Genomic DNA, 25,165 nt, shown 5'->3' on the forward strand with positions numbered 1-25,165 from the left:
TAACCATTATCAATTACAATGTAATTATAGGTGCCATTTCCGGGGCTTACAATGAAAAAAACGCAGTGAATTTATTTGTACAAATGTCAATGCGTGCATCTATTTGTTCGGTGCATTATTTTCAATCCGCAGGTGCTTTGTCATCAAAGTATGAGTGATCAAAAACAACTTGCTATATAAGGAATTAATAACATTTGGATAATAATGACATTGACAACTGCAGGTTTTTCCAAAATAATAGTATGTAATTGAATACTGGTACCTTTAATTCAGTCCAGAGAGGCTGGCAAGGGCAGCGGATTTCATAATCACGCGAGAATCAGGGCATGTTCCGTAATGGAATGCTCTGTGTCTTCGCGCGGGTTATGATGCAAAAAGAGGCTACTTGTCAGTGTATAACTTGACGAGTAGCCTCTTTTTTCTGCTTTTTATGGTATCAGATACACTTTACGTTGGGGGTATTCTGATGAGCAAACAAGATCAAGAGTTTTCATGGCAAGCCGTGCCGAAAACGCAAAGAAACCACTTTTGGAAGACGTTATCCGTCATGCTCGGTTTCACATTTTTCTCAGCCAGTATGTTGGCAGGAGGGACGTTGGGCGTAAGCTTGACGTTCATGGAGTTCATTGGCATCGTGCTTGCAGGCAATCTGGTGCTCGGTATCTATACAGGGGCACTGGCACATATCGCTGCCAAAACGGGCCTGTCCACACATTTGCTTGCTAAATATGCGTTCGGTGCAAAAGGGTCGTATCTGCCTTCGTTCCTGCTAGGATTCACACAGGTTGGATGGTTCGGAGTCGGCGTAGCCATGTTCGCGATTCCGGTCGCCAAAGCTATGGATTGGAACGTGTACCTGTTGATTATCGTGTTTGGACTTGCCATGACAGCGTCAGCCATCTTCGGCATGAAGTCACTCGTCATTCTTGGATATATCGCGGTTCCTGCGATTGCTATTCTCGGTGGTTACTCCATGTTCGAAGGTGCAGGTTCGCTGGGTGGTCTGCAAGGGTTGCTTGATTACACGCCGACTCAGTCGCTTACCGCGGCGGCAGCATTAACGATCTGTATCGGATCATTCATAAGCGGCGGAACGCTGACACCCGATTTTGCCCGGTTTTCACGGACATCCAAACAGGCGGTTACCGCAACAGTGATTGCATTCTTCCTGGGTAACTCACTCATGTTTCTGTTCGGTGCAGTTGGTGCGATGGCTTATAACTTGGCTGATATCTCGGAGGTCATGTTCCTGCAAGGATTAATCATTCCGGCAATCATCGTTCTGGGCTTGAATATCTGGACGACCAACGATAATGCACTGTACGCTTCGGGTCTTGGTTTCGCCAACATCACCAAAATTTCGAAGAAATTCTTCGTCATCGTTAACGGCATCGTCGGTACTGTATTCGCCATGTGGATGTACAACAACTTCGTCAGTTTCCTGAACGTATTGGGCGCGGCGGTACCATCCATCGGAGCTATTATTATCGCAGATTACTTCATTGTAAAACGTAGAAACTATAAGCCATTTGCCGACATGTCATTCAAAAATGTAAACTGGGTAGCGATGGTCGCATGGGCCATCGGCGTGGCATTCGCCCAACTGGCTCCTGGCGTAACACCATTGAACGCACTGCTTGGTACAGCAGTAGCCTATATCATCTTGATGCTGATTGTTCCTGCGAAAGAATCCAAAGAAATGGGGAAAATAAATGATTATACAGAACGCAAAATTGCGGGGTAAAGAAGGACTATGGAATATCGTTGTGAAAGACGGGAAGTTCGAACGAATCACACAATCGTTGGAAGTGACCGAAAATGAGGAGATCCTGGATGTCAACGGATCGCTTGTGCTGCCACCATTCATTGAACCACATATTCATCTCGATACAACGCTCACAGCAGGCGAGCCGGAGTGGAATCTAAGCGGAACGCTGTTCGAAGGCATTCAGCGCTGGTCAGAGCGCAAGGCTTTCTTGACACATGAGGATGTCAAAACACGTTCCAAAACGGCACTCAAGTGGCAATTGGCACAGGGCATCCAGCATGTACGGACCCATGTAGATGTTACCGATCCAAGCTTGATCGCCGTTAAAGCCATGCTTGAAGTGAAAGAAGAAATGGCTCCGTATATGGACATCCAGCTTGTTGCTTTCCCACAGGAAGGCATTCACTCTTATCCAAACGGTGCAGAATTACTGGAAGAGTCGTTGAAAATGGGCGTTGATGTAGTCGGTGGTATCCCACACTTTGAATTCACACGTGAATACGGCGTTGATTCAATGAAAGTTGCGTTTGATCTGGCCGAAAAATACGATCGTCTCATCGATATCCATTGCGATGAAATCGATGATGAGCAATCCCGTTTTGTTGAAGTCGTTGCCAAGGAGGCTTACGAGCGTGGACTGGGTTCACGCACAACAGCAAGTCACACGACAGCGATGGGGTCATATAATGACGCTTATACGTACAAGTTGTTCCGTTTGCTGAAGATGGCTGATTTGAACTTTGTCTCCAATCCGCTGGTCAACATTCACCTGCAAGGACGCTTCGACACGTATCCGAAGAGAAGAGGGCTGACGCGTGTCAAAGAGTTGCAGGAAGCAGGTCTGAATGTATGCTTCGGTCATGACGATATCTTCGATCCGTGGTATCCGCTCGGAACAGGCAACATGCTTCAAGTGCTTCATATGGGGATTCACGCTTCGCAGCTGCTTGGTTATGACCAGATCGTGAATTCGATTGACTTCATTACGAAAAACAGTGCAAGAACGTTACACATCGAGGATGTATACGGTGTTGAAGAAGGCAAACCTGCCAACTTCATCGTACTTGAAGCAGAGAATGAATATGAGGCAGTTCGCAAACAAGCCGGCGTACTTTATTCCTTTAGAGGCGGCCGTAAAATCGCGGAATCGAAGCCTCGGGACACATCCATCATTTTTGATGGCAATACGGAGAAGGTTACGTTCAATAAATAAAGTAGCTTACATGACTTCGGTCTTAAACTAAATCAAAAAGAAATCATATACCCAAAAAAAGTCGCTATTAGAGCGGCTTTTTTTGCTTTTTGTGCGGTCTATGCAGTGTATCCCATATGGATTACGAAAGCTGCAGCCTGCATGTGAGAATCTAACAATTCAGCCTGCCTTTAGTGCTCCACTAGATGCCTGCTTTCCGCCTTTTTTACGAATGAAACTGATGATCAGCAACAACAGTGGCAGCAGGCCAAATAAAAAAATGGACATATTGCCGAGAAAATCACCCAAAGCTAACGTTTCCTCCAGGTTTTTAGGCAAGTAAGCAATGACATACAAGACAGGCAACATCGCGAATTGTATATAGGTAATATTTTTGAGACGAAACAAATCTCGAATACCGATCGCCGCAAAATAGTGTTTAAAAGCATATGTTGCAAATATTTGCATCAGCCAAAATACGATGAACAACGATTCATAGCGTTCAAAAAGAAATCCCTCAATTTCAAAACTTCGAACCATGTCAAATGTTGGCCACATCCGCGTTTGAATTCCTGGCAAAGATAAATTCCCCACCACGGTGACAATTGTGATCAAATATATAATCGTACATATAAGTATGCTATGTATAGCAGCCTTATTGCTTGCCTTTACATCTGTCATGTATGCAGTGATGATAAGTAAAACTTCATATCCGGAATAGGAGAGACACGAAGGCTTCAGTCCTTTCAACACAGGCATAAATCCATCGCCTAGGAGTGGTCTGAGATTATTGATTTCAAACATCTTAGTGCTTAAAAGGAAAACCAGCGCAAGCAACACCAGAGTAACGGGCAATACAATTGAAAAGACCCGGATGATGACCTTAAGACCACCCGTTAACATGTAAATGCCAATCCACAAACTGACCATAATGGTCACCCAAGTAGGCGTACGCTCAAGTATGTACATGCTTGTAATTTCAGCCATGACTCTGACTTCAAATGAACACAGAATAACAAAATATATGATAATTACAAGTCCCAACAGATAAGCAATCCATTTGCCTGTAATTTCAGGTATAAACTCAAACACCGTTTTACCGGGAAATCTACGACTCAAAGTTACAAGGAGCAGGCTGATCGCGGTTACGATCAAGCCAGCCAGAATGACGGAGATCCATACATCTGGTGTTCCCACTGCTTTGCTAATGGTCCGAGGGAGTGTAAGAATCCCGGCTCCAAGTATTGAATTGATAACCACAATAATAACCTCGGAGGTATTGATATGAGATGTGGATTGCTTCATTGGCTTCACTCCAGACCGGCGAATATATTTGTAGGTAGTATCGCCCAACGAAGTTGTTTTATGTAAAATGTGCTGTACTGATATAAAATAAAGATGTGCAATAATTATTAGAAGATAAGGATGTAGGTTATGCCAAAGAACGATAATATGTTAGCGATTCTATGGATGCTGAATTCAGGCACCAAAGTAACTGCAAAACAAATGTCTGAAAAGCTAGAAATCAATATAAGAACCGTCTATCGATATATTGATGCATTATGTACCAGTGGCGTGCCGATCATTTCCGATACAGGTCATAACGGCGGGTATAGCTTGCTCAATCAACATATCAAAGCACCTCTGTTATTCGATATTGAAGAAAAAAAGGCTCTTCTCCAAGCTGCAGTGTTTGCAAAAGAAGCTGGATACCCTTTGAGTGACGCATTGGACAATGCGACATCCAAGTTGAAAATGTATTCGAATCAGGAGCAGGAAAACACTCTGCGTCGTCATTTAGCCGGGTTTAACGTTATCAATCGCATGGGAGACCCTTCCGTTCAGCCAATCTTGGCGGAATTGGAACAAGCCGTGGCTAACGAATACTCTGTCGAAATTGACTATCGCACAAGCGGTGAAGAACAACCCAAGAATAGGGTAATAGACCCCTATGGCATGGTTCACTGGAATAATAAATGGTATACCATTGCGTTTTGCCAACTTAGAAATGAACTCCGCAGCTTCCGGGCAGATCGTATTCTACGAATCAAGCCTACTTCGCTCCGCTTTGAGCGTTCGGAAGCTTTTTCAGCTCGTGAATATTTTATGCAAAATTTGTTACCCGATGTAACGGGAAAAGAGGGGTTAATTTCCTTAGTTATCGGAGGCAGATCAGAGGCATTAGATGACTTGGGGTTACATTGGTTTATGGGACACTATCTGAAAGAGCGGACGCCCAATCAAGCTATCTTTTTATTTGAGGAAGAATCAATTGATACATATGTCCCTTATTTTCTCCTATCCTACGGGAAATCCATTCAAGTCATTGAACCACAGCGTCTGAAGGACAGACTTGTTGCTGTTGTGTCCGAGTTAATGGAATACTATCAACGCTAATAACTTCACTGACAGTAGACCCATTTATAACAGTGAAGGACCCTTCTGAAGCAATGGAGTTCTACAAATTTGTTTTCAATGCAAGAGTGAAGGATATCACGGAGCATCCAGCTGGAAATGGTAACACAATGATCGTTCATGCGGAATTAGATTTTGGACATGGCTTCTTACAGCTGGGAGCAGCGAACCCGGCATATCAATTGGCTCTGCCGCCAGATCAAGAACTTGCATGTTATTCTTTAGGGATTTACGTCATGAATGTGGTTGAAACCATTGCAACTGCCGTATCCAGAGGGGCGACAGTAAGAGAAGAGATTATAAACTTTGCCTCGGGTGATCGGTTCGGAAGTATACTGGACCCTTTTGGCAGAAGAAGAAAGTAGTCGGAGGGTTGCTGCGTGGACCAAAAGTGTTAGCTGATGAATAGTGGAGTTTAGAATAACCCCCTCTAAGGTAGAAGTATTCATATATACCTTTAGAGGCGGGTGTAAGTCCTATAGGAAACCCTCTAGGTTGGATGAAATTTTTTGAGATATCGAGATTAACAGCTCACGTTCTTGTTCCGAGAGATCTTGTGAAGCAACTTCCTCCATTTTTGTCCAAACGGCAACAGCCTTATCCACGAGTTGTCTGCCATTTTCAGTCAATGTAACTAGCGTAACGCGTCCGTCTTTGGGCGATTTAGAACGAGTAACCAGGCCAGATTCTTCTAAGCGCCGAACGGATTTGGTAATCGTTGAATGATCCAGTCGCATCGTCCGTCCGAGACTCTGCTGTGATTGTCCATCTTGTTCTCCTAATTGCATCAACATAATTTCTTGACCAGTAAATAGACCCACTTCACGCAACAAGTGTGCGGCTAAACCACGATGTGATCTCGCCATGGAAAAAACGGCGAAGTTAATGGGGAATTGCTGGATGACTTGCATTTCCTTTTCTACATTAGATGTTTTAGAGTCTGGTTTGGGTTCTTCTTCAAAGTTGTTCATCATTTTCACCTTTCCGCTTTAACTTTCTATAAGCTATAAGCGTAGTGAATAATTCAATACTTGTAAAGTAACGGAGTAATAAAATGAACAAATGCCCCACAACAGCTTCGCCGTAGTAGGGCACCGAATAAATAAGGTCAGGTTGACTTTTATTTCATCGTTGGATAATCAGTATAGCCGCGGCTATCTCCGCCATAAAAAGTTTTAGGATCGGCTTCATTCAACGTTGCTCCTGATTTCAAACGTTCCACTAAGTCAGGATTAGCCAGTGCCAAGGTTCCTACTGACACGATATCCGCCAAGTTATTATTCAAGTCTCTATCCAGTTCTTCTAAAGGACGTCCTGGTCGATTAACAATAAGTACATTGGACCAAGTCGAACGAATATTTTGAAGATTTTCTTCATCCCCACCATGCAGAATATGAAGATAAGCCAAGTTCAGTTTAGCAAGTTCAGAAATCAGATACTCATATACTTTAGGACCGTCTGTGCCTTCAATAATATCCCCTAAAGGAACCCCGGGAGAGAGTCGAATTGCTGTGCGACTTGCTCCAATTTCCTCAGCTACAGCTTTTGCTACCTCGATAGCAAATCTAGCTCGATTTTCAATCGAACCACCATAAGAGTCGCTACGTACATTCGCATTTTCAGAAATAAACTGATGTACAAGATAACCGTTAGCGCCATGAATCTCTACACCGTCAGCGCCTGCCTCTATCGCAGATGCAGCAGCTTTGCGGAAGTCCTGAATCGTTTCCTGAATTTCTTCCAGACTTAACTCACGCGGAGTAGGAATATCTTGCATACCTTCTGCAGTATACATTTGTGCCTTTGGAGTAATTGCGGAAGGGGCAACGGGTTGACGGTGGTGAGGTGTATTCTCTGGGTGAGACATCCGACCTGCATGCATGAGCTGAATGAACAAATACCCTCCGGCCTGATGAACGCGATCAGTGATCTGTTTCCAACCTTTAATATGCTCCTCTGTATAAATACCTGGTGAAGATAAATAACCTTGTCCATCCTCAGACGGTTGAGTTCCTTCACTAATGAGTAGTCCCATCGAAGCACGTTGTTCATAATATTCTGCACTATATGTTCCAGGCGTACCGTCATAAAGGGCACGTGATCTAGTCATTGGGGCAAGAGCCAAGCGATGTGGCAAGTTCAAATTCCCTACGGTTACTGGTGTCCAAGTTGTATTCATACGAAAAACTCCTCTCGATTTTGCGGAAATATGTTTCCGGCAACATAAATTTAACAAACAAATATTTGATTGTCAACACTTAGCGAATATAGGCAAGAAGGTGAATTGACTTTATCATTGACACTCATATAGCCTAATGTTAGGATATATTAATCCTACAACTAGGATAAATAATAATAGGATAAAGAGGAGATTGAATTTATGAGTGTTCTATCGATTGTTTTGCAAGTGATTTTAGGGTTAGGTTTTCTTATGTTTGGGTTTATGAAGTTTGGGTCCAAGCAGATGGTGGAGGGATTTAAGAACTATGGATATCCTGGAGCGTTCCGAGTATTTACAGGGTTGATCGAAGTCATTGCAGGAGTTTTAGTTATTGCAGGTATTTGGAATGAGGTTTTAGCTGCATGGGGTGGTTTACTCATCGTGGTAACGATGATCGGTGCGATCATGACTCATATTAAAATAAAAGATCAATTGAAACAAATGTTTATGCCGATCATTTTATTAATTCTGGGCTTGGTCGTATTGCTAATCAATTACGGATCTTTGTTTGTGTGAATGGTCCGTTAAACCTAAGGAGTGAGTATAATGGGAATCCAAATTATTCAACCCAAAGATCAAGCAAGTGGTCAGTTTGATGGCGGCAAAATAATAGAACAAAAACCAATTGGTTTTTCCGGAGAAGGCTCCATCATTACTCGACTGGGACCGCTATTTTACTGGGCTTGGGCTCATTCTCAAAAATCTGCTGAAATTGGTTTCCACCCCCATAAAGGCTTCGAAATCGTCACCTATGTGATTAAAGGCAAGGCATATCATCAGGATACACTGGGTACGGAAAGTGTTGTAGAAGAAGGGGGAACCCAACTGATGCAAACAGGCTCCGGTGTACAACATGCTGAAGCGTTAAAGGAACCGACTGAAGCCTTTCAAATTTGGTTTGAACCACATCTAAGCCAAGCGGTGAAACGTACACCCATTTATTCGCAATTTGATTATAATCAGTTTTCGTTAGCAGATATAGATGGTGTGAAAATCAAAACACTTTTAGGAAACGATTCTCCTATGCAGACCGTGACTGATGCTCAAATGTGGGATGTACGTATTCCTGCGGGAACAGTATATACTCATAGCCTTTCCTTGGGTCGTACATTGGCTAGTTTAGCCATTAGAGGAGACGGAACTCTTTTGTCAGACACAATTAAAGCAACTCATTTCTCACATAAAGATTTCATTATCGTTCAATCAGAGCAAGAGGAAAGAGTAGTCGTACAAGCTGTTGATCAATATCTTAGAATCTTGGTTATTGAAGTTCCGACTGAAGTTGATTATCCTTTATACAGAAAACCAACATAACCATTACTATTTTTAAAGGTATCTAATAGGAGGTCCTGTACATGTTTGAAGGAGATGAACAAAGTCAGATCGATTTACGGCTTTTCCGTGTGTGGGTAAAGGCTAGTAAAACTGTTTTTGATGATGTTGTAAAAGATATAGAACGATCCGGCATTAGTAATGAGAACTTTATGGTTCTGGAACTTCTCTACAATAAAGGACCACACACGGTCCAAAATATAAGCGAGAAATTTTCGATCCCAAGCGGGAGCATCACCTATGTAGTTGATAAGCTTGAAAAGAAAGAATTAGTAAAGCGAGAACCAAGTCCAACAGACCGTCGATCTTCAAATGTAGTCATAACGGATCAAGGTCAAAATTTATTTAAAGAGATCTTTCCTCAACACGTTGAGGTGATATCTAAGAATCTGTCTTCGATTACCAATGAAGAAAAAATACAGTTAACCAATCTTCTCAAGAAGCTCGGACTAGGCGCCAGTAAGATCAACGAATGAATTGAGATGAAACCGATTTTGGGTTTCTAGGCCTCCATGGAACTCATATGGAAGGACAGACTAAGATGGAACAATATCGTATTCACCAAGAAAAAGGTATGGAGATCGGTCTCTATTCCATTGGAGATCATTTAAGTAATCCACTAACAGGGCATCGGATCTCTGCACAGCAACGGATTAATGAATTAATCGAAACTGCCAAGCTGGCTGAAGAAGCAGGACTTGATGTATTCGCAGTAGGGGAGAGTCATCAGCCGTTATTTGCAACCCAGGCACATACTGTGATCCTAGGAGCAATTGCCCAAGCAACCAAAACCATTAAAATCGCCAGCTCGGCAACAGTCCTGAGTACATCCGACCCGGTTCGCGTATATGAAGACTTTGCCACGTTGGATCTGATTTCAAATGGACGTGCGGAGATTGTAGCAGGACGTGGTTCACGTCTAGGTGCATATGAACTATTAGGTTATGATGTGAGTAACTATGAAGAATTGTTTGAAGAGAAATTGGCTTTACTGCTGAAGATTAACGAAGAAGACCGTGTTACATGGCAAGGGGAATTCCGGGCCCCCCTACATTATGCCGAAATCATTCCCCAACCATTACATGGGAAAATGCCGATATGGCGTGCAGTAGGCGGACCACCAGCAAGTGCGATTAAAGCAGGTTTAGCAGGGGTACCCATGATGTTAACGACACTTGGTGGACCGTCAACAGCATTCAAAACTGCTGTAGATCGTTACCGTGAAGCTGCACGAAGCGCAGGCTTTGATCCTGCAGGATTACCCATCTCCACAACGAGTCTCATGTACGTAGCTGAAGATAGCCAAACAGCCTTACGCGAATACTACCCACATATCAATAACGCTACGATTCAATTAAGAGGTAGTGGTTACCCTGAGCAACAATTCTTGGCTTCTACCGATTATCGAGATGCACTCATGGTGGGCTCTCCTCAACAAATTATTGAAAAAATGTTGTATCAATACGAGATGTATGGTCAACAACGATTCTTAGCCGAGATCGATGCAGGTGGCGTCAGTATGGATCAGATTAAAAAGAACATTGAGCTACTCGCAACAACCATTATGCCTGCTATTAAGAAACACACACAAACATAACAAATAAAGTGATTGCTAACTAATTTATTGTGTGATACTATGATCCAGTAAACGTTTACATCGACAACGAATTAACGAATTGAATATTAGCAGTGTTTGGCTGTTACTGGTAAAGCAGGCATGACCAAAATGATTTTGCATTTTCCTTATGTGAGTAGGGGAAGGCATATCGTTTTGGTCTTTTTTATATCCAAATTCAGAAATGGGGCAAAGGTATGGACTATCGCAAGTTGGGACAAGAGATTACGGAATTGGTTGGAAAGAAGGATAATATCGCTCGGCTTACGCACTGCGCAACCCGACTTCGGTTCGAATTGCACGACATCTCCAAAGCGGAGACAGAAAAACTCAAAGCTCTTCCAGGCGTCATTACCGTTGTGAATAATGGTGGACAGTACCAGGTCGTTGTGGGAAATGAGGTGCAGCAGGTCTATCGTGTTATTACTCAGCAGATGGGTTCGGCAACCCGGAGTGCAGACTCCAAATCAGATTCCGGCAAAAATAACGGACCAAAACAAAAACAGAGCTGGATTTCCAGATTCATCAGCGTGATCTCAACGACATTTACTCCGGTCATTCCGGCAATCATTGGCGCGGGTATGATCAAAGCAATATTGGCCGTACTTGTGCTGACAGGCCTCGTAACGACAGAAAGCCAAAACTATTATATCCTTAACACCATTGCGGACGCAGCGTTTTATTTCATGCCTATTCTGTTGGCTTATGGAGCTTCCATTAAGTTTGAAACAAGTCCAATTCTGGCGATGACGGTTGCCGGAGTGTTGTTACACCCGGGATGGAGCGCACTGATGACGGAAGGAAAAGACGTGTTTTTCATCGGTGTTCCGGTTCGACTAACCGACTATGCAGGCTCCGTGCTGCCGATTATTATCGTCGTTTGGCTCATGTCCTATATTGAACGTTTCGCGGATCGGGTATCGCCTTCCATGATTAAATTTTTCACAAAACCGATGATTGTACTATTGATTACAGCACCACTTGCATTGGTGGCGATCGGGCCTTTCGGAACGTATCTGAATGATCTGGTTGCGATGGGTGCAGAAGCGATTAATGCCAGAGCCAGTTGGCTGATTCCTTTGTTAATGGGAACTTTGCAACCATTTCTGATCGTGACAGGCACTGCATGGGCAATGACACCAATTGCTACTAGCCAACTGACCAAAAATGGATATGAAATGATCAATGGTCCGGGAATGCTCGCGTCCAATATTGCTCAAGGTGGGGCTACGCTTGCTGTAGCATTGAAAACGAAAAACAAAAAACTGAAACAGCTTGCTGCTTCATCCGGTTTCACTGCTGTACTGGGCATCACGGAACCATCTTTGTACGGCGTAACGCTGAAACTGAAGAAACCCTTAATTGCGGCAATGATCGGTGGTGGCGTAGCAGGGATATACGCTGGTCTGACCGGATTAGTACGTTATGCCTTCGTTTCTCCGGGGCTTGCCGCGTTACCTGCCTTTATTGGCAGCAATCCAATGAACATCGTTCATGCCATTGTAACGTGTCTGATCGCCTTTATCGTGACCTTTGCTCTGACATGGATCATTGGTTTTGAGGATCCAGTGGATGATGAAGAAGAAGGCAATACCAACGTTAACGATGACAAGACGCTTTCCGGCCAACCTGTTCAAGACAACACCCCAGGCACGAAGTCTGCTCCAACAACAAATACAAATGTACTGAACCAAAATGAGATACGCTCACTCATGATCGCCAGCCCGATGCAAGGGGAATTAGTGCATCTGGACCGTGTACCAGACGATGTCTTCTCTTTGGGATTACTGGGTAAGGGCGCTGCGATTATTCCTGCAAAAGGAGAACTCTATGCACCGATCGCAGGTGAAGTTACGGCTTTCATGGACTCCAAACATGCAGTCAAATTAAATGGTTACAATGGAGAAGAGATACTCATTCATATTGGTGTGGATACCGTCAACCTGAAGGGGAGACATTTCGACTCTTCCATTAAAGTAGGGGATCAGGTACAACAAGGTGACTTGTTGATCAGCTTTGATATCGACGCCATCAAGGCAGAAGGCTACGAAGTCATAACCCCGATCATTATCGCCAATTCGGATCGTTTCCCGGACATTAAGCTGGAAAAGCAGCGTTCTGTGGAGGTTGGAGCGACCATTATGCACCTTTCATAACAACCGTAATACGGTACGTCATATCTCTTGATCATCATTCAAATGAAGGAGTGTTTGAGATGTTATATCAACACATCAAGCCATTCCCCAATGAATTTCTGTGGGGAGGCTCCACCTCGGCCTATCAAGTGGAAGGAGCCTGGAACGAAGATGGCAAAGGCCTGTCCGTCATCGATATGTGTGATCATCCCGCTGGAACCGCCGATTTCACAGTTGCGAGCGATCACTATCACCGATTCAGAGAAGACGTGAAGCTCTTTGCAGAGCTGGGCCTCAAAGCGTATCGTTTTTCCATTGCATGGACTCGAATCTTGCCTTCAGGCACAGGGGATGTTAATGAGAAAGGACTCGATTTTTATCACCAGTTGATTGACGAATTACTGCTTCATGGCATTGAACCCATTGTGACTATGTATCATTTCGACTTACCTTACGCGCTTGAGAAAACCGGAGGCTGGAACAACCGGGAGACAATCGATGCTTTTGTCGAGTACGGGCGTATCTTGTTTGAGCATTACGGGCATAAAGTGAAATATTGGTTGACCATTAATGAGCAAAATACGATGATTCTCCATCCAGGTGCTATTGGTACACCAAAAGGTGGACGTTTGCCTTCCAGTAAGGAACTGTATCAGCAAAATCATCACATGTTTGTAGCTCAAGGCAGAACGATGCGACTATTTCATGATATGTTTCCGCAAGGCAAGATCGGTCCTGCATTAAACATGACTTCCATGTACCAGGCAACCTCCAGACCAGCAGATGCAATCGCTGCACATAACTGGGAGACGATTCGTGGATGGGGTTTTCTCGACTTATCGGTGTGGGGACGGTATAATCCATTATTCTGGAGTTATTTGCAGGAACGTGGCATCGAGCCGGTTATTGAGCAGGGCGACATGGAGGACATCCAGTCGGGCCGTCCCGATCTGGTAGCTATCAATTATTACTCGACGGCAACCATTGCCGCCAGTATGGGGGATGCGTCGGATGTTACAGCTCGTGCAGGGGATCAGCAAATTATGCTTGGCGAGCAGGGAGTGTACCGGGCCGCGGAGAATCCATTTACGGAAAAAACGAAATATGGCTGGGTTATTGACCCGGTTGGGCTAAGACTGACATTGCGTAAGGTATGTGAACGATATGGTCTCCCGATTTTAATTACGGAAAACGGCATAGGAGCTCCGGATGTACTGGAAGCAGATCACACGGTTAACGATACGTACCGAATTGATTTTATCGAGAAACACCTGGAGCAGATCAGACTGGCTCTAACGGATGGTGTGGATGTGATTGGTTATTGCCCTTGGTCCGTTATTGATGTGGTAAGCACTCATCAGGGGTATGGGAAACGCTACGGCATGATCTATGTCAACCGTGGTGAACAGGATCTGAAAGACTTGAAGCGCTTGAAGAAGAAAAGCTTCTCGTGGTATCAGGAGGTCATTAAACAGAATGGCAGATGTATCGGAAATTCGGATCAGGCGGTCACGAAAGAATAAAGGATCGTGATGAATGCATGAAAGTAATCAAAATATTGAACAATAGCTTGCTGCTGACCAAAGATGAACAGGGACAAGAAGTGATTGTCATGGGAAAAGGCTTGGCATTCAAAGGCAAAGTCGGCGAGCGACTGGATGAAGAGCACATCCAGAAACGATTCATTCTGCAAAATAATCCGTCTGCCCAGGCTTATGTACGAACCATCGAAAACATGCCGGAATCACATGTGAACGTCATTAACAAACTCATTTCGAATGCCAAAGAAAAGCTCTCACTTGATGATCAAATCTTCTTTACACTTATGGATCACCTGTCATTTGCCATTGAACGTTGGAAAAAAGGTGTATCCTTACAGAATCGTATGTTGTGGGAGATCCAAAGGTTTCATCCGGTCGAATTCGAACTGGGCATGGAAGCCGTCCACTTGTTGAATCAAGAACTTGGCATTGAGCTTACGGAAGAGGAAGCGGGCAATATCGCCTTTCATTTCGTCAATGCCCAAACGCATGAACAGAATATGGAGCGCACGATGCAATCCGTTAAAATGTTAAAAGATATTTTCAATCTTATTCAATACAGCTTTGACATGCAGTTGAATAAAAACTCCATCCATTATGTGAGACTCGTCACACACCTGCAGTTTTTCATCCAGCGTTTACAAGAGGGCCGCTTGGGCAACTCGCCGAAAGATTTCATCTTTCAGCACATGGTGAAGGAGCATCCACTTGAATACAAGTGCGCAGAGATGATTAAAACCTACGTGCAAAACATGCTGGATATCTCCATCTCGAACGAGGAATTATTATATCTGATGATTCACATTGCTCGAATTGTGCAGGAGGAGCAAGGTGATGAGGGGCAATTATCCCATTGATCTGTTCACGAACATATAACGAAACAATAAACGAAATGATCATGTAGCTACGACCGTTCTCTGGTATTTCACCGGAAAACGGTCGTTTGGTTTGAGTAACCTTTGAAGAATATGTGGAAGGGGATAATTTTCACGCTTGATTTTAATCGAATGATCGTTTAATATAGGTCCAGTGAACGCTACGTTGTCTATGAGGTGGAGGGATAGTTGGATATCAAAAACGACGTTGGAGTGCTCTTTATATAACGCATCCTTGATTGACTTTAATCAAACGATTATTTAATATCATGTACATGAGACATAAAGATGAGAATAAAAGAGAGCGTATTTTTAACGCAGCAATTCAATTAATTAATGAATATGGTTTATCGGAAACATCAATGTCCAAGATCGCCAAAAAGGCTAACGTATCTGCTTCAACGATATACGTTTACTTCGAAAACAAGGAGGACATGCTCAATAAACTGTATTTAAGCATCAAGAAAGACATGAGTCTGGCCGTATTCCACAATTATGATGAATCGATTTCGATCCAATCTGCTTTCGAGCATGCATTGAAAAATTTCTCGGATTTTATTTTAAGCCATAAAGATGAATTTTTATTTGCCGAGCAATTCTCCAATTCACCACTTCTTCATAAGTTGTCCCTGATGGAAGGAGCCAGTTTATTCGAACCTCTATTTAAGTTGTATGAGAAGGGCAAGCGCGAACAGGTCTTTAAGCAAGTGGATACGAGTTTGCTTCATATGTTTACATTCAATCCAACCATGCAATATGTTAAAGAGGTTTTTGGCGGCCGGATCGAGTTGGAGCAAGATCGTTTGGACGAATTAGTTCAGATGACCTGGGATGCGATTAAAGCTTAATAAAGTTCTATGTTAGAGGGAATTACATTCACTATGGAAATCCCTCTGTTTTAACGCTATATATTAATCGAATGATCGTTTATTTATAAGAATTAAAAATTGATTTACATTTACTACTAATAGAAAGAGGTTATGTAATGAACGCACAATACAACAACATGTTTGAATCTTTTACACTCAACAACGGAGTAAAGCTTCGGAATCGAATTGTTATGGCACCTATGACCACATGGTCCAGTAATGATGATTATACCGTTTCAGATGCGGAAGAAAACTATTATAAAAAAAGAGTAAATGGTGTGGGGCTGGTTATTACAGGATGCACACATGTCCAACCTAACGGGATCGGCTTCACAAATGAATTCGCCGGTTACGATGATGCGTTCATTCCGAGCTTGCGCAAATTAGCAGATGCAACGAAGAGTGGAGGAGCTTCTGCAGTACTTCAAATTTTCCATGCGGGTAACAAGGCACTTCCGAATCTCATTCCTAATGGAGAAGTGGTTAGTTCCAGTGCTGTACAGACGGAGGCCACTGGATTTGCACCTTCCGTTCTACCTAGAGAGCTTTCGCATGATGAAATACTGGAAGTGATTCATGCGTTTGGAGAAACGACCAGACGTGCAATTGAAGCAGGCTTCGATGGGGTTGAAATTCATGGTGCTCATGGATTCCTGCTGCAAAACTTCTTTTCTCCATTCTTCAACAGACGAGAGGATCAATGGGGGGGTTCCATAGAGAATCGCTTACGCTTTCCGCTCGCTGTCATTGATGAGATGAAACGTGTCATTCAAAAACATGCTTCCAAACCTTTCATTCTCGGATACCGGATTTCTCCTGACGAACATCAGGAAGGTGGTCTAAGAATGAAGGATACCTATGTGCTGATTGATCGCCTGATTGAAGTGGGTGTTGATTATATCCATGCTTCATTGGGGGATGTCTTTACATCTAAACCCGCTGACACTCAAGGTGGCAAAACACACCTGGAATTCATTGCTGAACATGTGAGCGGTCGAGTAACTCTCCTGGCTGCAGGTTCAATAGTGACTCCAGATGATGTTAATAAAGCTATGAATCAGGGCGTATCGCTGGCTGCGATCGGACACGCGCTCATCATGAATCCGGACTGGGTTGAGAAAGTTCAAGGTGGACGTGAGTCTGAGATTCAAACAACGATTAAGGCCTCGAAGGTAAATGAGCTTGTGCTACCGGAAAAACTGTGGGGCTTCATTCAAGCTTCTGGTCCATGGTTCAATATCGAGGAATAGTATTAACCATCAGACTTCAGACTGCATCTGCGCAAGGGGGTGAGTTTGTCATCTGCCAAATTTTAAAGAAATGGGTTTCCTTCAATTGAAGGAAACCTATTTCGCATAATATGTGATTTCGGATGATATAGAAGAGTATGCATTTAACTAGTTAAGATATTTCTTCCGAAACTGGAGGGGAGTTATTCCAACACTTCGCTTGAAGCAGGTAGAAAAGTAAGGGGAATATTGAAAGCCCACTTCAGCCGCTATACGATCAATCGACCATTCTGTCGAAACTAGAAGCTGCTTGGCCCGCTCAATCCTGAATTGTAGTAAGTAATGAACCGGTGTGACACCGTATTTCATTTTCATACAGCGAACGATGTAGCTGGGGTGGAAGTGTAGTACCGACGAGAGTGTTTCATTGGTGATCTCTTCTTGGTAGTGTTGCTGGATGAAAACAGCTACTTTCTCTGCAAGCCGTGAAGCAGGCGTTTTGGCCATATCAGAGATGCCATTTTCGAGTATAGCCAGAAATCGGAACAGGAGTTGCTGCTTCTCCCAGAAGGCATCACCTACCGGCAGTTCCAAAAGCTGTTGCATTAGATCAAATCCGAGCTGGGGACTTAGTAGCGTGGATTTCTTAGGTATTCGTATTAATTTTGGCTTATCAAACGGCGATAACGGACTTACCGCTTCCGATTCTTCTATTAAGGGACTCTGATGCCAGTTCACATGCTCAAAATGAACCCAGTAAAACGTTGTTTCCTGTTCGCAGGGCTTGAACGAGTAATGCTCACCTTCAGGCAGTAATAATAGTACATCACCTGTGCCAAGTGTCCATTCCGTCCCGTTCTCACCGATATGTAGTTCGCCATTAACCACGAACAGTACATCAAACAGGCCGAAATTTCTTCGATTAGGATGACGATCGCCTACTCGGAACGTTGAACGACCAGATTCCCAGTAATATGGAAGAGGTGGAGTTTGTAACGCAACAATTAATTGTTCATTCAATGAATTAACCTCATTTTTTAGTGTCATTTTGTATAGAAAAAAGATCATTCCATTCCTATTCTCACTTTAAGAAAAAGCATATACTCGACTTTGGAAAGAGTCAAATTTTATACTTTTGAGGTGTGTATAATGGGACAGAATCAGATCCAAATTCAAGACCAATTTTGGAATACATATTCCGATCTTGTACGAGAAACGGTTATTCCTTATCAATGGGAAGCTCTGAACGATAGGGTAGAGGACGCTGAGCCTAGTCATGCCATTCGAAATTTCCGTATTGCCGCAGGCTTGGAGCAAGGAGAGTTCGGCGGATGGGTATTTCAGGACAGTGATCTCTACAAGTGGTTAGAGGCCGTTGCTTATTCGCTCCGTCATCATCCAGATCAGAGGTTAGAGAAGATCGCCGATGAATCCATCGAATTGATCCGCCAAGCCCAACATGACGATGGTTATCTGAATACCTACTTCACGATTAAAGAACCTGGAAAACAATGGACCAATCTTTATGAAGCTCATGAGCTGTATTGTGCGGGTCATTTAATTGAAGCGGCAGTTGCGTATTACCAGGCGACAGGCAAGCGTAAGTTACTAGACATCTCATGTCGATTCGCTGATCTGATTGATCGTATGTTCGGAACCAAGCCGGGACAGATAAGGGCTTACTGCGGTCATCAGGAGATTGAATTGGCTCTGGTTAAGCTATACGGTGTTACGGGAGAAGAGCGTTATTTGAACCTTAGCCGGTATTTCATAGATGAACGGGGAAAACAGCCCAACTATTTTATCGAGGAATGGGAACGCGGAAGCCGGACAAATATCTGGTCCCAGGGAGCGCCTAATCTTGAGGTCTATCAGTCTCATCTGCCTGTTCGTGAGCAAAAGGTAGCTGTTGGACACTCCGTTCGGGCAGTATATATGTACACGGCGATGGCTGATCTTGCGCGACTAACAGGTGACGAAGAGCTAAAGGAGGCCTGTGAACGGCTCTGGTCGAACACAACAGGCAAACAAATGTATATTACCGGTGGCATTGGTTCAACACATCTTGGGGAAGCCTTTACGTTCGACTATGATCTTCCGAATGATTCCGTTTACGCGGAGACCTGCGCCTCGATTGGTTTGATTTTCTGGGCACGTCGCATGCTTCAATTGGAAGTTAAAAGTGACTATGCGGATGTGTTGGAGAGAGCGCTGTACAACAATGTGCTGGGAAGCATGTCTATGGATGGGAAACACTTCTTCTATGTCAATCCACTTGAGGTATGGCCAGAAGCAAGTCTCAAAAATCCAGATAAACATCACGTAAAGCCCATCCGACAAAAATGGTTTGGTTGCTCCTGTTGTCCTCCCAATGTCGCACGGTTGCTAGGTTCGTTAAACGATTATATTTACGACGTGTCTGGGGATTCCAGAACGATCTATACCCATTTGTATATTGGAAGTAAAGCGTCGTTCGAGCTTGCCGACACCACAATAACTTTGCATCAACACTCTGAGTTGCCATGGAACGGCCGCGTTGAATTCTCGGTTCAGCTTCCCAAAGACAGCGAATGTGCCGAGTTCGAGCTTGCGCTTCGTATACCAGATTGGTTTCAGGACGGAAAACCAACGTTGAAAGTAAATGGTGAACGGCAAGATGTGCATGTTGAGAATGGTTACGCAAAAATAAATCGCAGCTGGTCAGATGGAAATACAGTGGAGTGGCTACTCCCGATCGAGCCGAAGTTAGTTGCTGCACACCCTTTAATTCGGGCAGATGCAGGCAAGGTGGCGATTCAACGCGGCCCGCTCGTTTATTGCGTAGAAGAAGCAGACAACGGAGCACCGCTCACTTCGCTCGCGTTGGCTGCGGAGCCACAATTAACGGCGTATGCTGATCCAGATTTGCTAGGTGGTTGTGTCGTGGTAGAAGGGGATGGTCTCGTGACTGACGACAGCGATTTATGGTCAGATGAGAAGCCGTACCGTTCTTATATTAAGCAGAAAAAGGAAGTACGTTTCAAGGCCATTCCCTATTATCTGTGGGGCAATCGGCTGGCTGGTGAGATGAGCGTGTGGCTACGCTATTCTTAGCGTTCTCTGCGCATACGAGTAAAATAGAAAAAACGAAGGCGGGGGATCCACCTTCGTTTTTTCTATTTTCATGACACTGCCTAAGATTAACCGTTCTTCTGCGCTGCCAGAAACTGTTTGATACTTATTGGATTTTGACCTGTGAGTTCTTTGAAATCCTGAGTTACCAGCTCATATTCACCTTTTGCTGAAGCCGCATCAAAAGAAGCAAGGGCTTCCGCCATAGGCTTCGGCATGTGAAAGGATTCATATATTCCAACGAGTTGAGGAATCTCTAACGGCACATACGATACGGGTTTGCCTACAGCTTCACTCAAAATACGGGCAATGTCCTGACCCGAAACAGCTTCCAAGCCGGTTAGATTTAGTGTTTTATTATCGTTGTTAGATGATGATACAGCCACAGCCGCAGCGATAGCACAATCTTGACGAGCAATATAAGAGATCTTGCCTTCACCAATAGCAGATGCGTACATTCCTCTTTCAGCCGCTTGTCCCAAGGCTTGAAGAAGGTTTTCAGCGTACAGATTGTTACGAAGAATCGTATACGTTAATCCGCTATCTTTGATGGCTTGCTCCGTGAAGTAATGGTCCGCAGCGGTAACGTTAGCTGTTCCCGGCTCATTATTAAAGAAAGAAGTATACACAATATGGTTTACTCCAGCTTTAACGGCAGCACGCACGGCTTGGGTTTGTTGATTGAGCCGAATGTCCGGAATGCCGATCGCATCTGTGCTGATCAGAAGCAGGCGTTGTGCGCCGGCAAAAGCTTCATCGAGTGATTCCGACTGATCAAAATCAGCATGACGTACGATGACTCCACGTTCAGCCAAATCCGCAAGTTTCTCAGGATGGCGAGTAGTCGCTATAATCGAACCGTTGTAATTTTCTAGCAACCAATCCACGACCAACCGACCGACATTACCGTTAGCACCTGTAACCAAAACATTATTTTCTTTCAATGTACTCATTTTTATATTCCTCCTGTAAATGTAATTTTCCATCCATATTAATAGCGCTTTAACATGAGTTCTATTTCTTCTTTCACCCGGGTTTTGAAGGACTCCGGTTCGATAATGACGACCTCTGAACCCCAACCGAGTATCCATTGCAGTAATTCTTCCATCTCTCGAACGCGAAAAGTCACATCATACCCCTCATCATGAAGCTGAGCCTCCTCCATGTAATATAAGTTGGATTCTTTCACTTTGTCCGCGATGCCTGTGTCAAAACGTGCTCGTATCCGAAACGTTCGTTCATCCTTCGGCTGATATTCGTGAAGTCTGAAGTCTTCCGGGACCTGATAGTACTCATCCATAATGGAGAGATCGCTCATTCTGGAAACTCGAAAATGACGGATGTCTTGACGCAAGTCACATTGTGCAATTAGAATCCACCCGCCATCAACGAGTACCAAACCCAAAGGAGCTGCACTACGACTCGTTTCTCGGTTGTTTGTGGCATCTTTATAACGTTTGTGACGGGTGAACCTGATTTTTTTTCGGGTAAGCATTGCTTCTCTCAGCGTTTCAATATGAGCTTTTTCTCTGGCGCCGATATCGGGCTCTTCTTTATATAACAAACGAATGCTTTCACGTACTCGATCCGCATCTGTGCGTATGGATTTAGGCAAAATGGCCTCAATTTTAGCATGTGAGGATCTGGCACTACGACTGTAACGCTCATCAAAACGTTGTTCAATGAACTCCGTACCCATGAGAAGTGTCAAGGCTTCTTCTGATGTAAAACTGATGGGAGGAAGGAAGTAGCCCTCCATTAAAGAATAGCCGATGCCAGGTAATCCAATGACTGGAACACCGGCTTCATTAAGTGTCTGGATATCTCGATAGATCGTACGAATACTTGTCTCAAACCGTTCTGCGAGTTCTTCCGCTTTTACCATCTTCCGATGCTGCAACTCCAGCACAATGCCCAGTTGTCGACTTGTTTTCTGCATAGGAGTTCCTCCATTGTAGTGCCATGGCCCAGTAATTTTCCCGACAGGCGAACTGACGATTACGGTTTTCTTGAGATGATCTCACCATTCAAAAACTGTGAGGTAATGTTATAGTATCCAGTTAAGCTAACCTCTGTGGGCGTGATTTTAAAATCAGTTTGCCAGATTTCAACGCCACGTTGTACCGAATCTTGAACCGACTGCATAATGTAGTTGCTATGTTTGCCGCCCATGCCTACCTTGAAACCTGAATTTTGATATATTAAGCAAACTAACAGAATCGCTCTTGCATTTTCCGTCAAGCTACCACTTAGCTCTCCAATATGTTTGATGAAACGCTCAAACGAATTAAATTCGCTCGATTTTTTGATTTCAATATGCTCCTTCATTTCAACTTGTAACTGGGTGAGTGGTGTCTTGACCTCAATGTACGTATTATCTACGAGAAAATCCAATTTGGAATTGCCCAGTTTTTTTTCACGCAGGACCGTTTCACCGTTGCTCACCATGTTAAGCAGTTGACCATTCTTCAGAAAGTGCTCTACATACCGATTTGCAGCATTCTGATTAATGCCAATCCATGATTTATGTTCCTCAGCAGGCAAGTCAAGTGAAATAGCTTCAATGGTGAATTGAGTTTTTCGTTTGACATTATCACTTTTGGAAACAAGGCAGGCAATATCACGAAACACAATATCGCCAATGCTTCCCGTAGCAGGACAATGACAGTCATATAAAATGCCTTCCATTTCTACAATCATAATAAATCGATTTTTACGTTTACGAATGATGCCCTCCAGCAGAGGTTTTTCAAATATGAATGGATCATGTACAGTTTCCAACAAAAAACAGCTCCCATATGATTAATATTGTAAATGTAATATTTCCTTGGCTTTAACATTTAACAACACTATACAACACGCCTCCTGACAACAGCATGGCAGTAGCGATTCACTCGCAGTTATCACAAATTAATCCAGGACGGAGTAGGAGGGAGGATATTAAGCCAGATAAATCGCCTGCCCCGATGCGAGGGATCGAAGAGCTACATATCCAATAGCTGCGGCCTCAAAGTCCATTTTCAAGTTGCCTTCAGTCAAGAGATTCTCCTATGCAACATCTTGGGAAAGGTCATGAATGCATGAATTGTAGAATATTGGTCATTCTACTTGAAAACAGTATGTGAAGTAAGGAGATCTGATCAGGTGGTGTGGAAACGAATACTGGATCATATACCTGACTGGGGTGCCTGGGCGGGCACCGTGTGTTTAACGTTAGTACCTTTTCTCATTATGGGCCTCTTTCGTCAGATTAAGCTTATGGATGCACGGCTGGGCCAACGAAAGCAGAGAATGGAGAGTCCTCCCGCAGAAGAAGAACAGTCGAGTGACCCTAGTCCTGTTCCAACGGTCCCAGATGATGAAGCCTTGTTATATACAGCTGATTTTGTAACCAACATGAACCGGTTCAAACAAGTTGCAATGGATATGGATGATATTAATGAAAGAACATTTTATCTAAGCAACCTGGATTGTCGTGCCGTCTTGTATTTTGTCGATGGTTTAACCGATAAGATGGCGCTGGATCATAACGTGCTGAAACCGATGTTGGAGTGGGGAAACACGCCACTTGGGCATGAAAAGTTAACTCCCAAACAGTTGGTACATTTACTGGATCAGCAGCTGTTGCTGGTATCTGAAACAGAATTTGTACAGGAGGTCATTCCGAGCTTGCGCAAGGTTCTGTTTGGCTCCGTGATCCTTTTGCTGGATGGAGTTCAAGGGGCACTGATTCTGGGAACGCCAAAGGGGAAATCAAGATCAATCGAAGAGCCAGTATCGGAATCGGTTCTTAGGGGGCCAAGGATTGGCTTCACGGAAGTGCTGAGTGACAATACAGCAATGCTGCGCAGACACGGGGAAACCAATGAACTTGCAATGGTCTCCTGCAAAGTGGGAAGCAGAGTCGAGAAGCAACTGATGATCGTCTATTTTCGGGATATTGCTAATCCTGAACTGGTCGATGAAGTCAAACGACGTGTGCGAGCAATTGATGTAGATGAAGTTCTGGAGTCCGGGTATGTGGAGCAGTTAATTGAAGATAATTTCCTTAGCCCGTTTGCGCAGATTCAAAATACGGAACGACCGGACAGGGTCATGGGGGCCTTATTGGAAGGAAGAGTCGCGATCCTGCTGGACGGGTCACCGTACGCCTTGTTAATGCCGGTTACCTATGCCATGATGCTGCAATCACCCGAAGATTATTATGAACGCTGGATTCCCAGTTCGTTTATCCGCTTTTTACGCTTTGTAGCGACCCTGATTTCGCTGTTTGCTCCGGCTATTTACATTTCGTTTATCTCGTTTCATCCTGGACTGATTCCTACCAATTTGGTGATTTCAATCATTGGAACGAGGCAGGGTGTGCCTTTTTCCACGTTAATTGAAGCACTTATTATGGAACTTGCGATTGAGATTTTGCGTGAGGCGGGATTACGTTTGCCGAAGCCTATCGGCCCAGCCATGGGGATCGTTGGTGGTCTCATCGTTGGACAAGCTGCGGTGGATGCCGGTATTGTAAGTCCCATCCTGGTCATCGTTGTTGCGGTGACGGCGATTTCTTCTTTTGCCACGCCAATGTACAGTGCAGGTATTGCCATGCGGTTATTACGGTTTCCCATCATGTTCACCGCCGCGATGTTCGGATTATATGGTGTGATCATGGCTTTTTTGTTCCTGGTCATCCATATGTTCAAATTAAAAAGTTTTGGCATTCCTTACGTAGGAATGGCTGCCCCGCCTTCCATTAAGGAGTGGAAAGATTATTTGATTCGTGCTCCAATACAATTCATGCGGGAAAGACCAGGACTGTTGCAGACCAAAGACCGGAAACGCAAGAGTTAACATGTAACACTTACAATGAG

The 25,165-nt window shown here is 44.0% G+C and carries 21 protein-coding genes and 1 pseudogene; 15 read left to right on the forward strand and 7 right to left on the reverse strand.

The genetic code is table 11. The features are described 5' to 3' along the window. The first annotated feature begins 466 nt into the window (after positions 1 to 466). Positions 467 to 1,744, forward strand: a complete 1,278-nt coding sequence (gene codB, locus NYE45_RS14885) for a cytosine permease (RefSeq protein WP_340017264.1) — start codon at positions 467 to 469, stop codon at positions 1,742 to 1,744. Next, positions 1,713 to 2,981, forward strand: coding sequence for a cytosine deaminase (locus tag NYE45_RS14890; protein ID WP_340017265.1), 1,269 nt, complete (start codon positions 1,713 to 1,715; stop codon positions 2,979 to 2,981). The genes codB and NYE45_RS14890 overlap by 32 nt, the downstream gene beginning before the upstream one ends. Before the next feature lie 159 nt (positions 2,982 to 3,140). Here the strand turns inward: NYE45_RS14890 and NYE45_RS14895 are convergent, their stop codons facing one another. Beyond that, positions 3,141 to 4,265 (reverse strand): GerAB/ArcD/ProY family transporter, encoded by a 1,125-nt coding sequence (locus NYE45_RS14895; protein WP_340017266.1) that lies wholly within the window; start codon positions 4,263 to 4,265, stop codon positions 3,141 to 3,143. Positions 4,266 to 4,394: 129 nt separating this feature from the next. Between NYE45_RS14895 and NYE45_RS14900 the strand changes: the two genes are divergently transcribed. Further along, positions 4,395 to 5,357, forward strand: coding sequence for a WYL domain-containing protein (locus NYE45_RS14900; protein ID WP_340017267.1), 963 nt, complete (start codon positions 4,395 to 4,397; stop codon positions 5,355 to 5,357). Continuing rightward, positions 5,342 to 5,777 (forward strand): annotated as a pseudogene (locus NYE45_RS14905) (VOC family protein). The gene NYE45_RS14900 and the pseudogene NYE45_RS14905 overlap by 16 nt, the downstream one beginning before the upstream one ends. 74 nt (positions 5,778 to 5,851) lie before the next feature. On the opposite strand, the gene NYE45_RS14910 reads toward NYE45_RS14905, so the two are convergent. Together NYE45_RS14910 and NYE45_RS14915 are read right to left on the reverse strand one after the other, a co-directional pair. Next, positions 5,852 to 6,346: a MarR family transcriptional regulator gene (locus NYE45_RS14910; protein ID WP_248278047.1), complete on the reverse strand. Its 495-nt coding sequence runs from the start codon at positions 6,344 to 6,346 to the stop codon at positions 5,852 to 5,854. A 149-nt stretch (positions 6,347 to 6,495) separates the two neighbouring features. Next, a complete protein-coding gene (locus NYE45_RS14915) occupies positions 6,496 to 7,554 on the reverse strand; it encodes an alkene reductase (protein ID WP_340017268.1) in 1,059 nt (352 codons plus the stop codon). Positions 7,555 to 7,755: 201 nt separating this feature from the next. Here NYE45_RS14915 and NYE45_RS14920 point away from each other — a divergent pair, with 201 nt between their 5' ends. The 9 genes from NYE45_RS14920 to NYE45_RS14960 all read left to right on the forward strand — a co-directional run bounded on the left by NYE45_RS14920 (position 7,756) and on the right by NYE45_RS14960 (position 17,213). Continuing rightward, the gene (locus NYE45_RS14920; RefSeq protein WP_340017269.1) at positions 7,756 to 8,112 is read left to right on the forward strand and encodes a DoxX family protein; all 357 of its coding nucleotides are present in this window, start codon (positions 7,756 to 7,758) and stop codon (positions 8,110 to 8,112) included. Positions 8,113 to 8,142: 30 nt separating this feature from the next. Continuing rightward, positions 8,143 to 8,910 (forward strand): pirin family protein, encoded by a 768-nt coding sequence (locus tag NYE45_RS14925; RefSeq protein WP_340017270.1) that lies wholly within the window; start codon positions 8,143 to 8,145, stop codon positions 8,908 to 8,910. A 41-nt stretch (positions 8,911 to 8,951) separates the two neighbouring features. Continuing rightward, positions 8,952 to 9,404 (forward strand): MarR family transcriptional regulator, encoded by a 453-nt coding sequence (locus NYE45_RS14930; RefSeq protein ID WP_340017271.1) that lies wholly within the window; start codon positions 8,952 to 8,954, stop codon positions 9,402 to 9,404. A 65-nt stretch (positions 9,405 to 9,469) separates the two neighbouring features. Then, positions 9,470 to 10,525, forward strand: coding sequence for an LLM class flavin-dependent oxidoreductase (locus NYE45_RS14935; protein WP_340017272.1), 1,056 nt, complete (start codon positions 9,470 to 9,472; stop codon positions 10,523 to 10,525). A 215-nt stretch (positions 10,526 to 10,740) separates the two neighbouring features. Further along, positions 10,741 to 12,699 (forward strand): beta-glucoside-specific PTS transporter subunit IIABC, encoded by a 1,959-nt coding sequence (locus NYE45_RS14940; RefSeq protein WP_340017273.1) that lies wholly within the window; start codon positions 10,741 to 10,743, stop codon positions 12,697 to 12,699. A 59-nt stretch (positions 12,700 to 12,758) separates the two neighbouring features. Then, positions 12,759 to 14,201, forward strand: a complete 1,443-nt coding sequence (locus NYE45_RS14945) for a glycoside hydrolase family 1 protein (protein WP_340017274.1) — start codon at positions 12,759 to 12,761, stop codon at positions 14,199 to 14,201. 17 nt (positions 14,202 to 14,218) lie between these two features. Next, complete coding sequence (locus NYE45_RS14950; protein WP_340017275.1) at positions 14,219 to 15,076, forward strand: PRD domain-containing protein; 858 nt, start codon at positions 14,219 to 14,221, stop codon at positions 15,074 to 15,076. Between the two features lie 293 nt (positions 15,077 to 15,369). Next, the gene (locus NYE45_RS14955; RefSeq protein WP_340017276.1) at positions 15,370 to 15,942 is read left to right on the forward strand and encodes a TetR/AcrR family transcriptional regulator; all 573 of its coding nucleotides are present in this window, start codon (positions 15,370 to 15,372) and stop codon (positions 15,940 to 15,942) included. Positions 15,943 to 16,079: 137 nt separating this feature from the next. Then, positions 16,080 to 17,213 carry an NADH-dependent flavin oxidoreductase gene (locus NYE45_RS14960; RefSeq protein ID WP_340017277.1) on the forward strand — a complete coding sequence of 378 codons (1,134 nt, stop codon included), beginning with the start codon at positions 16,080 to 16,082 and terminating at the stop codon, positions 17,211 to 17,213. A 147-nt stretch (positions 17,214 to 17,360) separates the two neighbouring features. On the opposite strand, the gene NYE45_RS14965 is transcribed toward NYE45_RS14960, so the two are convergent. Next, on the reverse strand, positions 17,361 to 18,239 hold the full coding sequence (locus NYE45_RS14965; protein WP_340017278.1) for a helix-turn-helix domain-containing protein: 879 nt from the start codon (positions 18,237 to 18,239) through the stop codon (positions 17,361 to 17,363). 102 nt (positions 18,240 to 18,341) lie between these two features. On the opposite strand from NYE45_RS14965, the gene NYE45_RS14970 reads away from it, so the two are divergent. After that, the gene (locus tag NYE45_RS14970; protein ID WP_340017279.1) at positions 18,342 to 20,285 is read left to right on the forward strand and encodes a beta-L-arabinofuranosidase domain-containing protein; all 1,944 of its coding nucleotides are present in this window, start codon (positions 18,342 to 18,344) and stop codon (positions 20,283 to 20,285) included. Positions 20,286 to 20,371: 86 nt separating this feature from the next. Here NYE45_RS14970 and NYE45_RS14975 read toward each other — a convergent pair whose 3' ends face one another. The 3 genes from NYE45_RS14975 to NYE45_RS14985 are packed head-to-tail and all read right to left on the reverse strand — an operon-like array spanning position 20,372 to position 23,087. Next, the gene (locus tag NYE45_RS14975) at positions 20,372 to 21,256 is read right to left on the reverse strand and encodes an SDR family oxidoreductase (protein WP_340017280.1); all 885 of its coding nucleotides are present in this window, start codon (positions 21,254 to 21,256) and stop codon (positions 20,372 to 20,374) included. 38 nt (positions 21,257 to 21,294) lie between these two features. After that, positions 21,295 to 22,242: a YafY family protein gene (locus NYE45_RS14980; protein WP_340012905.1), complete on the reverse strand. Its 948-nt coding sequence runs from the start codon at positions 22,240 to 22,242 to the stop codon at positions 21,295 to 21,297. Positions 22,243 to 22,301: 59 nt separating this feature from the next. Beyond that, positions 22,302 to 23,087, reverse strand: a complete 786-nt coding sequence (locus tag NYE45_RS14985) for a DNA/RNA nuclease SfsA (protein ID WP_340012906.1) — start codon at positions 23,085 to 23,087, stop codon at positions 22,302 to 22,304. A gap of 363 nt (positions 23,088 to 23,450) precedes the next feature. On the opposite strand from NYE45_RS14985, the gene NYE45_RS14990 reads away from it, so the two are divergent. After that, the gene (locus NYE45_RS14990; protein ID WP_340017374.1) at positions 23,451 to 25,145 is read left to right on the forward strand and encodes a spore germination protein; all 1,695 of its coding nucleotides are present in this window, start codon (positions 23,451 to 23,453) and stop codon (positions 25,143 to 25,145) included. Positions 25,146 to 25,165: the final 20 nt, after the last annotated feature.

The sequence above is a fragment of the Paenibacillus sp. FSL K6-1318 genome (assembly GCF_037976905.1).
Taxonomy (GTDB): domain Bacteria; phylum Bacillota; class Bacilli; order Paenibacillales; family Paenibacillaceae; genus Paenibacillus; species Paenibacillus amylolyticus_A.